This window comes from Kitasatospora acidiphila (assembly GCF_006636205.1).
GTDB classification, from domain to species: domain Bacteria; phylum Actinomycetota; class Actinomycetes; order Streptomycetales; family Streptomycetaceae; genus Kitasatospora; species Kitasatospora acidiphila.
In genome coordinates this window covers 6,650,394-6,663,239 of the sequence record NZ_VIGB01000003.1, presented here as the reverse complement: position 1 = coordinate 6,663,239, position 12,846 = coordinate 6,650,394, and the positions used below count along the sequence as shown (strand labels likewise).

Annotated in this window: 15 protein-coding genes; 2 read left to right on the top strand and 13 right to left on the bottom strand. The window is 72.3% G+C overall.

Going from position 1 to position 12,846, the window contains the following annotated elements:
- Positions 1-13 precede the first annotated feature (13 nt).
- From E6W39_RS31520 to E6W39_RS31495, 6 genes are all read right to left on the bottom strand, one after another.
- The gene (locus tag E6W39_RS31520) at positions 14-259 is read right to left on the bottom strand and encodes a hypothetical protein (protein ID WP_220140289.1); all 246 of its coding nucleotides are present in this window, start codon (positions 257-259) and stop codon (positions 14-16) included.
- Positions 260-310: 51 nt separating this feature from the next.
- Positions 311-1,513, bottom strand: coding sequence for a glycosyltransferase (locus E6W39_RS31515; RefSeq protein WP_141636382.1), 1,203 nt, complete (start codon positions 1,511-1,513; stop codon positions 311-313).
- 98 nt (positions 1,514-1,611) lie between these two features.
- Positions 1,612-1,899, bottom strand: coding sequence for a hypothetical protein (locus E6W39_RS31510; RefSeq protein ID WP_141636381.1), 288 nt, complete (start codon positions 1,897-1,899; stop codon positions 1,612-1,614).
- 121 nt (positions 1,900-2,020) lie between these two features.
- On the bottom strand, positions 2,021-2,509 hold the full coding sequence (locus E6W39_RS31505) for an isochorismatase family protein (protein WP_141636380.1): 489 nt from the start codon (positions 2,507-2,509) through the stop codon (positions 2,021-2,023).
- 184 nt (positions 2,510-2,693) lie between these two features.
- Positions 2,694-3,617 carry a hypothetical protein gene (locus E6W39_RS31500; RefSeq protein WP_181799523.1) on the bottom strand — a complete coding sequence of 308 codons (924 nt, stop codon included), beginning with the start codon at positions 3,615-3,617 and terminating at the stop codon, positions 2,694-2,696.
- Between the two features lie 168 nt (positions 3,618-3,785).
- Positions 3,786-4,487 carry a rhomboid family intramembrane serine protease gene (locus E6W39_RS31495; protein WP_141636378.1) on the bottom strand — a complete coding sequence of 234 codons (702 nt, stop codon included), beginning with the start codon at positions 4,485-4,487 and terminating at the stop codon, positions 3,786-3,788.
- 285 nt (positions 4,488-4,772) lie between these two features.
- On the opposite strand from E6W39_RS31495, the gene E6W39_RS31490 reads away from it, so the two are divergent.
- Complete coding sequence (locus tag E6W39_RS31490) at positions 4,773-5,960, top strand: DUF4185 domain-containing protein (RefSeq protein WP_141636377.1); 1,188 nt, start codon at positions 4,773-4,775, stop codon at positions 5,958-5,960.
- Positions 5,961-6,036: 76 nt separating this feature from the next.
- Here the strand turns inward: E6W39_RS31490 and E6W39_RS31485 are convergent, their stop codons facing one another.
- From E6W39_RS31485 to E6W39_RS31465, 6 genes are all read right to left on the bottom strand, one after another.
- The gene (locus E6W39_RS31485) at positions 6,037-6,597 is read right to left on the bottom strand and encodes a DUF1990 family protein (protein WP_228718436.1); all 561 of its coding nucleotides are present in this window, start codon (positions 6,595-6,597) and stop codon (positions 6,037-6,039) included.
- 62 nt (positions 6,598-6,659) lie between these two features.
- On the bottom strand, positions 6,660-6,797 hold the full coding sequence (locus E6W39_RS39865) for a hypothetical protein (RefSeq protein ID WP_181799522.1): 138 nt from the start codon (positions 6,795-6,797) through the stop codon (positions 6,660-6,662).
- Between the two features lie 5 nt (positions 6,798-6,802).
- The gene (locus E6W39_RS31480; protein WP_141636376.1) at positions 6,803-7,252 is read right to left on the bottom strand and encodes a MarR family winged helix-turn-helix transcriptional regulator; all 450 of its coding nucleotides are present in this window, start codon (positions 7,250-7,252) and stop codon (positions 6,803-6,805) included.
- Positions 7,249-7,755, bottom strand: coding sequence for a MarR family winged helix-turn-helix transcriptional regulator (locus E6W39_RS31475; RefSeq protein WP_141636375.1), 507 nt, complete (start codon positions 7,753-7,755; stop codon positions 7,249-7,251). Before E6W39_RS31475 ends, E6W39_RS31480 begins: the two co-directional genes overlap by 4 nt.
- Before the next feature lie 36 nt (positions 7,756-7,791).
- Positions 7,792-8,877 carry an SMP-30/gluconolactonase/LRE family protein gene (locus E6W39_RS31470; RefSeq protein WP_141636374.1) on the bottom strand — a complete coding sequence of 362 codons (1,086 nt, stop codon included), beginning with the start codon at positions 8,875-8,877 and terminating at the stop codon, positions 7,792-7,794.
- Positions 8,878-9,049: 172 nt separating this feature from the next.
- Positions 9,050-9,922, bottom strand: coding sequence for an aldo/keto reductase (locus E6W39_RS31465; protein ID WP_141636373.1), 873 nt, complete (start codon positions 9,920-9,922; stop codon positions 9,050-9,052).
- A gap of 210 nt (positions 9,923-10,132) precedes the next feature.
- On the opposite strand from E6W39_RS31465, the gene E6W39_RS31460 reads away from it, so the two are divergent.
- Positions 10,133-11,011, top strand: a complete 879-nt coding sequence (locus E6W39_RS31460; RefSeq protein WP_181799521.1) for a helix-turn-helix transcriptional regulator — start codon at positions 10,133-10,135, stop codon at positions 11,009-11,011.
- Between the two features lie 136 nt (positions 11,012-11,147).
- Here the strand turns inward: E6W39_RS31460 and E6W39_RS31455 are convergent, their stop codons facing one another.
- Positions 11,148-12,827, bottom strand: a complete 1,680-nt coding sequence (locus E6W39_RS31455; RefSeq protein ID WP_141636371.1) for a DEAD/DEAH box helicase — start codon at positions 12,825-12,827, stop codon at positions 11,148-11,150.
- Positions 12,828-12,846: the final 19 nt, after the last annotated feature.

Here is a 12,846-nt window from a genome sequence, read left to right as displayed (position 1 = left end):
CACCCTCTCGCACTCAGCCCCACGCCCCGATCACTTGCTCAGGCCCCCAGAGCAGCCCGACGGCCCCCGAATCGACGTCCTCCGCAGTCCCCGACAGGGAGGCCACCACCAGCCCAGTCCCGTCCTCCGTGTAGCCGGGCACCTCCGGTGCGGAGCGGACCAACGCCGCGAGGTCATGGCGGTCGAACGGGGAGAGCAGCCACTTGATGGAGCCGACGAACGAGACCCGCCGTGCCACGGGGCTCCGGTCGGCGCCCACCAGGTCCACTTCCGGGTCGAACTGCCTGTTTCCCCGGGTTCACCCGCCGCCCTAGGACCCGACGTGGGCGAGCAGCGGAGCGGCGCCGTCCTCTGCGGCGATCCCGTGGGCGAGTTCGGCTGCGCGGTGGCGGTGGGCCGGGTCGGACAGGCAGGCGGTGATCGCGTCGCCGAGGGCTTCGGCGGTGAGGTCCTGGTACGGCAGGGGCCGGGGTGCGGCTCCCAGCCGGTGCAGCCGGGACGCCCAGAACGGCTGGTCGGCCATGACGGGTACGGGCACGGCGGGTACGCCGGCCCGAAGCCCGGCGGCGGTGGTACCCGCCCCGGCGTGGTGGACGACGGCGGCGGTGCGGGGGAACAGCCAGTCGTGCGGGACGTCGCCGATGGCCAGGACGTCGTCGCCGCAGCCGCTCAGCTCGGCCCACCCCGCCTGTACCACCGCGCGCACGCCTGCCCGCTTCACCGCCGCGGCCACCAGCTCACTGAGCCGTTCCCCCTCCCCCACCGCCATGCTGCCGAATCCGATGAACACCGGCGGCGGGCCGGCCTGGAGGAAGTCGACCAGTTCGGTCGGGGGCTGCCAGCGGTCCGGCCGCGCCGGCCACCAGTAGCCCGCCACTTCGACCCTGGACGGCCAGTCCTCGGGGCGCGACACCACCAGTGGGCTGAAGCCGTGGAAGACCGGCCGGATGTCCGCCGCTGCCGAGGGCGCGTCGGCGGGCAGCCCGAGGCGGGCGCGCAGCCGGGTCACGCCGTCCGCGAAGAACCCTTCCGCGCGCCTCAGCACGTCACGCCCCGCAGCGAGGTTGCCCTCCGGCCCCAGGTCGTCGGTGTTCCGTGTGTTGGGCAGCGGGAACTGTCGGGTGGCGAACGACGGTGCGAGATAGGTGCCGATGACGGGGACGCCGAGCGCTTCGCCGGCCGTCCGGCTGAGCGGTGCCGGGCCGAAGGCGGTGAGCAGCAGGTCGGCTCCGCCCGCCACGGCATCCGCCACCCCATCGGCGAGCCCGTCCGCGTACGCCTTTCTCAGTGCCCGGGCCTCCTCCTGCGACGCCGCCCGGGACCAGTCCCGGATCAGCCCCTGCGGGTCTCCGGGCACCGGCCGGAAGTCGAGACCGCACCCGCCGACGAGTGCGGCATGGGACGGGTGAGCGGCCACGGCGACCTGATGGCCCGCGTCCAGCAGGCGGCGCCCCAGGCCGGTGAAGGGCGCGACGTCTCCCCGCGATCCGGCGGTGATGATCAGAATGCGCATGGAGCGATTCTCCTCGGTGACTGCCGCCCGGTCACCCTCAACTTCTGTGGTCTGTCTGCCGTGGCTGATCCAGCGACGTTGCTCACCGGCCGGTGGCGTCAGACGCGTTCCTGCTCGCTCACATCCTCGATGGCTGCGGCCCGGGCGCGACGGCGGGCCAGCAAGGTGCATCCCACAGTCACCAGGCCGATGGCGACGACCCTGGCGGCCTGGTAGTAGCCGGACGCCAGTTCCACTGGGGTGCCGGGCAGCCTGAAAAAGACCCACACAGCCGCGACTGCCCCGAAGACGATCAGTGCGACGGCCCCCCACGTCCCGAGCTCCGCCCACCAGGCCCCCGGGGCGTAACCCCGCTCCCCGGTCTGCTCAACGTCGCTGTCGGCCATGGTCTGTTCTCCTGGGCATGTAGTGGCGGTCGCCAGGTAAGACGCAGGCCCGGCGCGGAAGGTTCACCGGGCCGGATGTTCCCTGCTGGAGACCCGCGCGCGGGTGCTGAGTGGGCGTCCGTCAGCTGTAGTCCGCGGCCTTTTGCACCTCGCCGAAGCGCGGGAAGGTCCGCTGCACGGCGAACTCGTGCTCGTCAGCAGCCAGTCCGGACATCGCGTCGGCGACGAACTCCAGCTGGTACCCGTGGTCAGCCGCGGCCCGGGCGGTGGACTCCACACCCATCGTGGTGACCAGCCCGGCGAGCACCACGGTGTCCACGCCCAGCGCGCGCAACTGCTCGTCGAGGCCTGTGCCGTAGAACGCTCCGATGGTGCGCTTCACCACCACGACATCGCCGTCCTGCACCAGGCCGTCGGCGAAGTCGCTGCCCGGCGGCTGCTCGGCGACGTTGGGCCGCTCCACCCGGACCAGCACCACCAGCCGCCCGCTCGCCCTGAACGACTCGGCCAACTCCCGGCAGCGCATGAGCACTTCGTCCCCGGAGTGCGGGGCGAGCGGGAGAGCGACGATGCGCGGCATCAGGTCGATGAGGATCAATGCGGCGGTCATGGCGACGATCGTACGACCACCCGATCGGGTGTCAGATGGCAGTGGAGACAGCTACGTGGCGCCTGCTACTGATCGAAGGACTCAACGGCATCGCAGAAGCGCACGTGCCCGGGTGCGGCGGCCGAAGCCGCTGCACCCGGGCACGTCATGCCCTGCTCGGAGCGTTACCGATCGCTGCTGCCCATCAGTACTGCGCCCAGGTCTGGGAGTTCCAGACCGCGCTGCCGCCCGGCGTGTAGAGCACGAAGTTCAGGTCGGACTGAATCTTCGCGCTGGCGCCCGGGCTGTTCCAGGTATTGGTGTCCCAGTAGGGGAAGCCCGTGTTCTTGTCGATGACGGCGAGCACGCCCCTGGGGTCCATCACGGTCCGCACGTTGGACTTGTTCCAGGTGCCGGAGCTCCACAGCGCCTTGCCGTCCCGCTTGCGGTAGAGCACCACGTTGCCGTCGCCCTGCATCAGCACCCAGGCGTTGGTGGACTCGATCCAGCTGCCGGGGATGAGCGACCAGTTGCTGTAGAGGGCGTCGCTCGGGCTGTCGATGTAGTGGCCGGCGGCGTCCTTCGCCGGCAGGTACCCGGTGCCAGTGGCCCAGAGGGCGTTCGCCCCCGCCATGTGGACCGCCAGCTCTCCGGTGACGAAGTCGGCGAGGGCGCCTGCGTGACCCCAGGTGCCGCTGCTCCACAGGGCGCCGCCGGTGGTCGGGCCACCGCCCTGCTTGTAGAGCACCAGGTTGCCGTCGGCCTGCATGACCAGGTAGGCGCCCGTGTTGCCCCAGGTGCGGGTACTCCAGGCCACCTGGAAGTGCTGGCCGCTGGGGGTGTTCAGGTAGATGACCAGGTTGCCGTCGGCCTGCATCTCCAGGGTCGCGTCGTTATCGACGATCTTGGAGCCCGGCAGCAGCTGCTGGCCTGCGGTCAGCTGCCCGTTGGTGGTGGCATTCCCGGTGACCTTGGCTGTCCGGGGTGCCTGGACGCGGACCTGGTCCTTGGTGACCGGAGCCTTCTGGAGCTGCGGGGCCGGGGCGGCCATGGCCGCAGGAGCGACGGTGGCCGCAAGGCCCGCACCGGCCAGCATGCCGACGGCACGCATGAGCATGCGCTTGCGCATGATGAGGAATTCCCCCCTCGTATGTTGAGCTCGAGGAGGACATTCATACACCCTTGCGAAGACCTCGTGTACAGGGGGTCTGCAGCCAAACACAACGGCCGGGTCCGGTGGGTCAACCGGCGGAGGCAGCCGAGCAGTCGGGGGTATCGCTGATCGACCGGATGCTGCCTAGAGGCCCAGGTCGTCGAGTTCCTTGAGCAGCGCCGAGCGCTCGGAGGTGGCGGGCGAAGGTCGGGCGGCGGGCCCAGTTGCCGCAGCGGGGCCGGCGGTGGCACTCGTGCGGCGGTCGCGCAGCAGCCAGGCGCCCAGGCAGCCGCCGATCAGCCCGCCCAGGTGGCCCAGCCAGCTCACCCCGCCCGGGGCGCTGGGCAGTGCGCCGAACACCAGGTAGGCGAAGCTGGCCGCCATCACCAGCCCGATCAGGCTGTCGATCAGGTGCCGGTCGAAGATCCCGCGCAGCACCACGTAGGCGAAGTAGCCGAAGACCAGCCCGCTTGCGCCCACCGTGTCGGTCTGCGGGTTCTGGAAGATCCACACCGTCAGGCCGCTGGTCACCGCGAGCAGCGCGGTGAGCGCCAGGAACCGGGCCACCCCGCGGTAGGCGGCCAGGAAGGCGAAGACGAACAGCGGGCCGGAGTTGGCCTCCAGGTGGTCCCATCCGAAGTGCAGCAGCGGGGCGGTGAAGATCTTCCCGAGCGAGTCGATCTCCAGCGGGCGGATGCCGAGTTGCCGGGCCATGGCGTTGCCTTCCGACCAGTTGGCCAACTGCACCACCCAGACCAGCGCGAGTAGCCCGAACACCACGAAGAACGCCTTGCGCGCCTCCGCGATCATCGCCGCCTCGGCGCTACGGATGTCGGTCTCGGCCATGCCCGCCCCCTCCCAATGGAATCGCCGCCGATGGTAACAGCGCGGGGCCCATCCAGCCCTTGGGGCGCTGGTCAGGAGTGCGGGCGAGTGCTGTCCCCACCCGGCGTCAGGATCGTGAACTTCCGTGAGGCTTACCTCATTTGAGTGAAGGTTTGTCCACCGACCGACGGCACGGCAGCGGGTCGCCGTAGCCTCGATTGGCGCCCCGTCGCCACTGAGGTGCGCGATCCATTCGAAGCCTCGAAGTCACAGGACTTCGTTCAACTCGGAAGGGCCATCGACAGAATGACACACTCATCGGGCCGGAACGACGCTACGACCGGCGGGAATGACGCGACGTTCGGCGGGAATGACGCGACGTTCGGCGGGAACGACGCGACGACCGGCGGGCCCTCGCGCCGCAAGCTCCTCAAGATCGGCCTCGGCGTCGCCGTGGGGGCTGGGGCCATCGGTTCGGGTGCCCCTGCGGCGTTCGCCGGCGGCCCGAACGACCCGCCCGGCCCGACGATCGCCACCAAGGTGAAGAACCTCAGCGGCCCGGTCGAGACCGGTCCGTTCGCCTCGCCGTGGACCGACCTCGGCATCCCCGTGCGGTGCCCGGACGGCACCATGCTCTTCGTCTGCGGCGACACCTTCGCCGGCGACCAGGTGGGCGCCGGCGACTGGCACGCCCCGGTCGGCCTGCGCTCCAGCAGCGCGGACGTGAACAACCTGCGCATCGACGGCAGCGTCGGCGGCGGCCACGCCAAGAGCCTCGTCGACGAACCGCACAACCCGGTCGGCAAAAAGGCCACGACGGCGATCCCGTCCGATGCGTTCGTGGTCGACGGCGTGATGTACATGCACCTCATGCGCGGCGTCATCTACGACACCCACCACACCGACTTCTGGCGCTCCACCGACAACGGTGAGACCTGGGAGTACCTGTGCCAGTGGCCGGGCGACCTGCACGGCGGCCAGTTCCAGCAGAAGACGTACGCCGTGGCCGACGACGGCTACTGCTACGTCCTGTCCACGGTCTTCAACCGCGACGTGGAGTCGGGCATGCTGCTGCACCGGGTACGGAAGGAGAGCCTCGGCAATCCGGCCGCCTACGAGCCGTGGGGCTACGCCAACGGCGGCTGGCGGTGGAACGCGCCCGCCCCGACGACGGTGTTCGGCACCCGCAAGTGGGGCGAGATGTGCTTCCGCGCGATGGACGGCAAGTACGTCCTCACCTGGCTGAACATGAACCCGCTGTCGATCAGGGCGATGGTCTTCCCCCTCCCGACCTCGGACCTGACCACGACGCTGGAGCAGGCCATGATCCTCCCCGGTAACCCGGGCCAGGAGGGCGCCAACCTCGTCGCCAGCCCGTACGGCGGCTTCGTCATCCCCGGCTCGACGTTCGGCAACTTCCACATCGTCGTCAGCCAGTGGTACGACCCGAAGAACTACCGGATCATGCAGTACAAGATCAACATGCTGTCCTAAGGCCGGGACCGTGCCCGGTCCCGGGCTCAACTCGCGTGCCGCACACGGTGGGTGGCCCGCTGCTGCCCCCGGTGCTTCAGGCCGCGGCGGCCGCGCGGGCCACCACCCGCAAGTAGCGTTCGATCGCCAGGTGCTGCAGCACGGCCGCCACCGGTCGACCGAGCCGCGCGTACCAGGCCGCCAGCCGGGAGAACGCGGCCACCTCGAACCACACGTCGCCGGCCGCGTCCATGCTCACCACGAACGACTCCTCGCCGCACTCCGGGTGCCCGGGCAGCGTGCCGTAGGCGAAGCCGATCCGGTCGGGCTCCTCGACGGTCCAGACCACCCGGCACGGAATCACCAGCCGGGGCAGCCGCAGCCCGGGCAGACCGATCCGCAGCAGTACGGTGCCGCCGGCCGCGATCCGCGCGGGCGGCGGGTAGACCGCGAAGCCCGAGCCCAACTGGGCTCCCCAGCCCAGTACATAGGCACCGGCGCGGTCCAGCACCGCGGCGCCGCGGCCGAGGTGGATCCGGCGGCGCAACCACGCGTAGCCGGGCGGCAGCGCGGCCGACCCGGTGGCGCCGACCTCCGGGTAGCTGGGCGCGGCGGCGCAAGCGGACAGGTAGCGGCGGCGCAGGGCGTTCGATGGCACCCGACAGTTGTACGACGGCCGGTGGCGCACCGCCAAACACGGTCACCAGGGCATCGGCAGCACTAGAACGTCACGCTCGCGAGCCAGCCGGTGACCGTGGCGGTGATCAGCGCCGGCGGCTCGGGGGTCGGGAGTCGGTGCCCCGGGCTCGGGAGCAGGCCCTCGCCGGGCGGCGCGAAGATGTGGTCCGCGGCCGGCACCCCGGTCAGGCGCCGGCCGGCTCGGCGTTCGCGCGCTCGGTGATCAGGGTCAGCACGCGGCCGGCGACGGCCAAGTCCTCGGCCGGAATGCCGTCGTACAGCCGGGCGGTGATCTCGGCGGTCTCGGCGGTGGTGCGCTCGTACAGCTCCCGCCCGGCGTCCGTGAGTTGCAGCCGGGATTCCTGCGCCGGGTCCACTTCCAGCAGCTTCGCGGCTGCCAGCTCCGCGATGACGCCGAGCACGACGGACTCGTCCGTCTTCAGCGAGCCGGTGACATCGGCGACGAGCTCATCGCGGCCGATGGACCCGCCCGCGACCACGACGACGCGCAACGTCACGCTCTGGTGGAAGGTCGCGCCGTGGCGGGTCAGCACGCCCTCCAGGAGGGCTCGCGCGGCGTTGTGGGCCAGGGCGATGACCCGGCCGTTGACCGTGGTGGGTGCGGTGGTGGTCATGACTGCTCCTCGTCGTTCTCGGTGTGTGGATCAAGAGGTGCATCAAGAGGTGCATCAAGGGGTGCGTCGAGCAGGGCCGCCAGCTCGTGGGTGAACTGCCGGGCGCGCGGGCCGTCCTGTCCCCCGAGCGGCGCCAGCAGCTGGTCCAGGAGCCCCTGGACCACCGTGATGGCGCGGCGGGTGACGTCGCGCCCTTGCTCGGTGAGTGCCAGCCGCATGGCGCGCGGGTCGTTCGGATCCCGGGTGCGGGCGACGAGTCCGGCGGCCTCCAGGGCGCGGGCGAGCTTGGAGACGTACAGCGGTTCGAGCCCGGTGTGGTCGGCGAGCCGGCGCTGGCTGGGCTGCAGCCCGGCGCGCGACATGCCGTACAGCGACCCCAGCAGCGCGTACTGCGCATGGGTCAGGCCCAGGGGTGCGACCGCCCGGTCGACGGCCACCCGCCACTTCATCGACAGGCGCCACACCAGGAACCCCGCCGTGGCGCGCTCAGCTGCTGTACTCACACCAAATACAGTACATGGCTACCATGTCCATGGCTACTATTTTCGGAACGGCCCGGTCCCCCGCCGAGCCACCCCGTCGTCACACCCGCCGCAGCGTGAACGCGTCCGACACCCCGCCCCCGAACAGGATGTCCATCCGCCCCGACAGCACCCACAGCGCACCGCCCGGCCCCGGGTGACGGCGGTCGGCGCCGGGTCGGCCGACGGGCGGGCGGTGACCGTGGCGGGCCCGCGGTCGGCACCAGGACGGACCGTCACCACCGTGCCCGAGGAATCCACCCCGATCCGGTTGGTCACGCCGACCAGGCTGCCGTCCGGCCCGGCCGCCAGCCCGTCCAGGCCGGCCAGGCGCGGGTCCGCGACCAGCAGCCGGAGCGCCTGCGGACGGTGCAGCGGCAACTCCCAGACGGCGCCGGTCGCGTAGTTGCCCAGGAAGAGCCGCCCACCGCGCAGCACGATCCCGTTCAGACCGAACTGGCCGGGCCCGGCGCCGATCCGGTCGTCCCGCAGCAGCACGGATGCGTGCCCGTCCGCCGTGACCCGGTAGACGATCGGCGCGAAGGAGTCGGTCACATAGGCGGTGCCGTCGGCGTCGGAGACGACGTCGTTGGCCAGGTGCCGGCCGCCGTCACCGGCGACCGCGGCCAGGTCGACGTACCAGAGCGGCCGCCCGGTGGTCAGGTCGTAGCTGCCCAGCCCCGCGACGTGCCCCGGAGTCTGCGCGGTGCTGCGCACCGACAGGCCCGCCGGGTCGGCGTTGCAGACCAGCACCCGGCCGTGTGCCGCATCCACCTTGACGCCGAGGGCCGAGACCAGCCGCGGGTCGGTCACCAGCGGCCGGGCGGTGCCGTCCGCTCCGACCCTGCTCACCACGCCCTGGTGGATCGAGCTGACGACGAACTGGCGGTGGATCGGGTCCCAACTCGCGCTCTCCGGGTGCAGCGCGTCGCCGTGCCCGCTGATCACTGCGGCGTACTGACCGACCGTTGCAGAGGCCGTCGTCACGGAGGCCGGCGCCGCAGCAGTAGCGGTCCCCGCGGCGGCGGCGCTCCCCGCGGTGGCCAGCAGGCCGGTGACCGCCAGGGTGGCGGCCAGCGCGGCGCGTACAACGTTCTTCGTCATGATGCTTGCTCCCCTTGTCACTTGGCTTCCCCAAGCCTCGTGCGGTTCGGGCGGGCGCAGCAGTGCGTGGGGATACTGGTAGTCGCACCACCAGGGGAGCCAAGGGAGCCAAGGGAGCCAGGGGAGCCAGGGGATCCATGGGAACCAGGGGAGCCGCCCCTGGCCGGGTGGCTCAGACGGCGTCGGCGAGCGCCTGGAACTCGGCGTCGGTCAGCGTCAGCAGCGCGGCGGCGGTGTTCTCCTCGACGTGGGCGACGCTGGAGGTGCCGGGGATGGGCAGCAGCACCGGGGAGCGGCGCAGCAGCCAGGCCAGTGCCAGCTGCGCCGGGGTGGCGCCGCGCTGCTTGGCGGCGGCGTCCAACGGGCCGCCGGGGCGGGCGAGTTCGCCGGTGGCCATGGGGAACCACGGGATGAAGGCGATGCCCTGGGCCTCGGCGTGTTCCAGCACCGCTTCGGCGGAGCGGTCGGCCAGGTTGTAGAGGTTCTGCACGGAGACGATATCGGCGTACTGCCGGGCCTCGGTCAGCTGCGCCACGGTGACTTCGGAGAGTCCGATGTGGCGGATCTTGCCCTGCCGCTGCAGGTCGGTCAGCGCACCGAGTTGCTCCGCGAGCGGCACCTGCGGGTCGATCCGGTGCAGCTGGTGGAGGTCGATCCGCTCGACTCCGAGGTTGCGCAGGCTCAGCTCCAGCTGCTGGCGCAGGTATTCGGGTCGGCCGACGGGCAGCCACTGGTCCGGGCCTTGGCGGGTCAGGCCGGCCTTGGTGGCGATCACCAGGCCGTCGGTGTAGGGGTGCAGCGCCTTGCGGATCAACTGCTCGCTGACGAACGGGCCGTAGGAGTCGGCGGTGTCGATGAGGTTCACCCCCAGCTCGACGGCGCGGCGCAGCACCCGCACCGCCTCCTCCGGGTCCTTCGGGTCGCCCCAGATGCCGGGGCCGGTGAGCTGCATGGCGCCGTAGCCGAGGCGGTTGACGGTGAGGTCGCCGCCGAGGGCGAAGGTGCCGGAGGCCTCGGCGGGCCGGGCGTTGTCCTGAGTTGTCATCAGCTGGCTTCCTTGGTGGCGGTTTCGGTGGGCGCTTCGGCGGTCCCGGTGGCGGGCCGCCGAGCGTCGCCATGGTTAACGACGGTCTGCGGGGCACGGTCCGGGTTTCGGCCGATCAGGGCCTCGACGGCCTCGATCGGGCGGGCCGGCGGCAGCCGCGCGGCCCGGCGCGCGGGGATACTGGTGGTCGGATACCAGGGGGAGGTCGTGGTGACGATCGATCAGCAGCGGCGGCAGGTGCGCAGGGACGCGCTCGCCGACTTCTTGCGCAGCAGGCGGGCCCGGCTGACGCCGGCCGAGGTGGGGATGGCGCCCGGGGTGCGGCGCCGCACGCCGGGGCTGCGCCGGGAGGAGATCGCGGTACTCGCCGGGGTCGGGGTGACTTGGTACACCTGGCTGGAGCAGGGGCGCGAGATCAACCCCTCCCCCGAGGTGCTCGGCAGCCTGGCCCGCACCCTGCGGCTCGACGCCGCCGAGACCGACTACCTGTTCCGGCTGGCCGGCAACCAGCCCGCCCCGCACCCGCTTTCAGCCCCGCCCGAGCTGTCGGCCGCACTGGTCCGGCTGGTGCAGGCGCAGTCCCCGGCCCCGGCGTTCCTGATGGACGCGGACTGGACGGTGCGCGCCTGGAACCCGGAAGCCGAGGCGCTGTTCGACTTCTCCGCCTGGGAGTTGGAGGACCGCAACCTCGCCTGGGTGGCGTTCGCGCACCGGCCGGGCCGGGCCCGCACGGTGGACTGGGAGCGGCACGGCCGCCGGACGCTGGCCCATCTGCGGTCCGCCTACGCGGAGCGCGGCGGCGAGGCCACGGCGGGCGGCCGGCGGATGGCCGCGCTGCTGGCGCGGCTGCGGGAGCACTTCCCGGAGGCCGCCGCCTGGTTGGACGAGCACGAGGTGCAGGACCGCAAGGGCGCCTACAAGGACATGGAGCACGAGCGCCTCGGCCCGCTGCGCTTCGACCAGATCGTGCTGCGGGCCCCGGACGAGCTGCAGTTGGTGGTGCTGTCGCCGCGTGACCTGGCGACGGCGGACCGCCTCCCGCTGCTGGCCGCCACGGGGGCCGCGCTGGGCTCCCCGGCCGCCGTCTGACAGCCCCGACCCACGCAGAACGCCCTGCCTCCCCGTCCAGAAGACGGCGAGGCAGGGCGTTCTACTCAGTGCGACTCAGTGCGACGGCAGCGAGGCCTCGACAAGGGGCCTCGGCAGCCGCATCGGCCTCGCGACCTCAGTTCGCCTTGCGGCGCTGCCGCCCGGTGCCGTAGTTGGAGCCGCTCTTCGAGCCGCTGCCCGGCGCCGGCGACCCGCTGGCCTTGCCGATGAAGCCGGACGCCATCCGGCGACCGCCGCCACCGGTGCTCGGGGTGCTCGCGGTGCCCCCGAGGCGCTGCTTGGGGCGCCGCTGCTTGGCGTTGCCGTTGATGTCCACATCGGTGGGGAGCTTGCTGCGCGCGCCGGAGCGGCGGCGGTTGCCGCTGTTGCCGGCGCTGCCGCCCGCCTTGGGCGCGGATGCGGCCGCCTCCGGCGCCACCGCCGGGGCGATGGTGACCGCGACCCCGCTGGGCGTGCGCGCGCCGGTGATCCGGGCCAGCTCGGCATCGCCCGGGCGGACCTTGGTGGTGGTCGGCCGGATGCCCGCGACGGTCATCAACTTGGAGACGTCGCGCCGCTGTTCGGGCAGCACCAGGGTGACCACGGTGCCGGACTCGCCGGCCCGGGCGGTGCGGCCGCCGCGGTGCAGGTAGTCCTTGTGGTCGATCGGCGGGTCGACGTTGACCACCAGGTCCAGGCCGTCGATGTGGATGCCGCGGGCGGCGACGTTGGTGGCGATCAGGGCGTTGACCCGGCCGTCGCGGAACTGCTCCAGGGTGCGGTTGCGCTGCGGCTGGGACTTGCCGCCGTGCAGCGCGGCCGCCCGGACGCCGTTGGCCAGCAGCTGCTTGGCGAGGCGGTCGGCGCCGTGCTTGGTGTGCACGAACATGATCACCCGGCCGTCCCGGGAGGCGATGTGCGCGGTGGCGGAGGCCTTGTCGGCCGGCTCCAGCTGCAGCACGTGGTGGTCCATGGTGGTCACCGCGCCGGCCGACGGGTCGACCGAGTGCACCACCGGGTCGGTCAGGAAGCGCTGCACCAGCCGGTCGATGTTCTTGTCCAGGGTGGCGGAGAAGAGCATCCGCTGGCCACCCTCGGCGACCTGCTCCAGCAGCTTGCTGACCTGCGGCAGGAAGCCCATGTCGGCCATCTGGTCGGCCTCGTCGAGCACGGTGATCCGCACCTCGTCGAGGCGCACGTCCTGGCGGGCGATCAGGTCGTCCAGCCGGCCCGGGGTGGCGACCAGCAGCTCGGCGCCGCGGCGCAGCGCGTTGGCCTGCCGGGTGATCGACATGCCGCCGACCACGGTGGCGATCCGCACGTTGACGGCGGTGGCGTAGGGGGTGAGCGCGTCGGTGACCTGCTGGGCCAGCTCGCGGGTGGGGACCAGCACCATGGCGAGCGGGCGGCGGGCGTCGGCCCGCTCGCCGGCGATCCGGGCCAGCAGCGACAGGCCGAAGGCCAGGGTCTTGCCGGAGCCGGTGCGGCCGCGGCCGAGCACGTCGCGGCCGGCCAGCGAGTCGGGCAGGGTCGCGGACTGGATCGGGAAGGGCTCGGTGACGCCCTCCCGGGTGAGCGCGGACAGCAGGCCCTTGGGCATGTCGAGCTCGGCGAAGCTGGCCGCCGGCGGGCGGGCCGGGGTGCCGGTCACGGTGGTGAAGTCGGCGGCGGCGGGCACCGGGCGGGTGCGGGCGGCGGTGCCGGAGTTGCGGGGGCGGCCCTGGCCCGGGTTACGGGTGGCCTGGCCGCTGCGGGGCGCCTGCGCCTGTCGGCTGCGGGGCCGACGGCCGGTGGCCGGGCGTGCCTGATCGGTCATACGGGAGTACTCCGTCCTG

What these genes read in the sequence shown, in the direction of transcription:
- E6W39_RS31505 (WP_141636380.1), bottom strand. Translation starts at nt 2,509, where the DNA reads ATGACCGCCGCATTGATCCTCATCGACCTGATGCCGCGCATCGTCGCT.
- E6W39_RS31490 (WP_141636377.1), top strand. Translation starts at nt 4,773, where the DNA reads ATGACACACTCATCGGGCCGGAACGACGCTACGACCGGCGGGAATGAC.
- E6W39_RS31500 (WP_181799523.1), bottom strand. Translation starts at nt 3,617, where the DNA reads ATGCGCAAGCGCATGCTCATGCGTGCCGTCGGCATGCTGGCCGGTGCG.
- E6W39_RS31495 (WP_141636378.1), bottom strand. Translation starts at nt 4,487, where the DNA reads ATGGCCGAGACCGACATCCGTAGCGCCGAGGCGGCGATGATCGCGGAG.
- E6W39_RS31510 (WP_141636381.1), bottom strand. Translation starts at nt 1,899, where the DNA reads ATGGCCGACAGCGACGTTGAGCAGACCGGGGAGCGGGGTTACGCCCCG.
- E6W39_RS31515 (WP_141636382.1), bottom strand. Translation starts at nt 1,513, where the DNA reads ATGCGCATTCTGATCATCACCGCCGGATCGCGGGGAGACGTCGCGCCC.
- E6W39_RS31480 (WP_141636376.1), bottom strand. Translation starts at nt 7,252, where the DNA reads ATGACCACCACCGCACCCACCACGGTCAACGGCCGGGTCATCGCCCTG.
- E6W39_RS31455 (WP_141636371.1), bottom strand. Translation starts at nt 12,827, where the DNA reads ATGACCGATCAGGCACGCCCGGCCACCGGCCGTCGGCCCCGCAGCCGA.
- E6W39_RS31465 (WP_141636373.1), bottom strand. Translation starts at nt 9,922, where the DNA reads ATGACAACTCAGGACAACGCCCGGCCCGCCGAGGCCTCCGGCACCTTC.
- E6W39_RS31470 (WP_141636374.1), bottom strand. Translation starts at nt 8,877, where the DNA reads ATGACGAAGAACGTTGTACGCGCCGCGCTGGCCGCCACCCTGGCGGTC.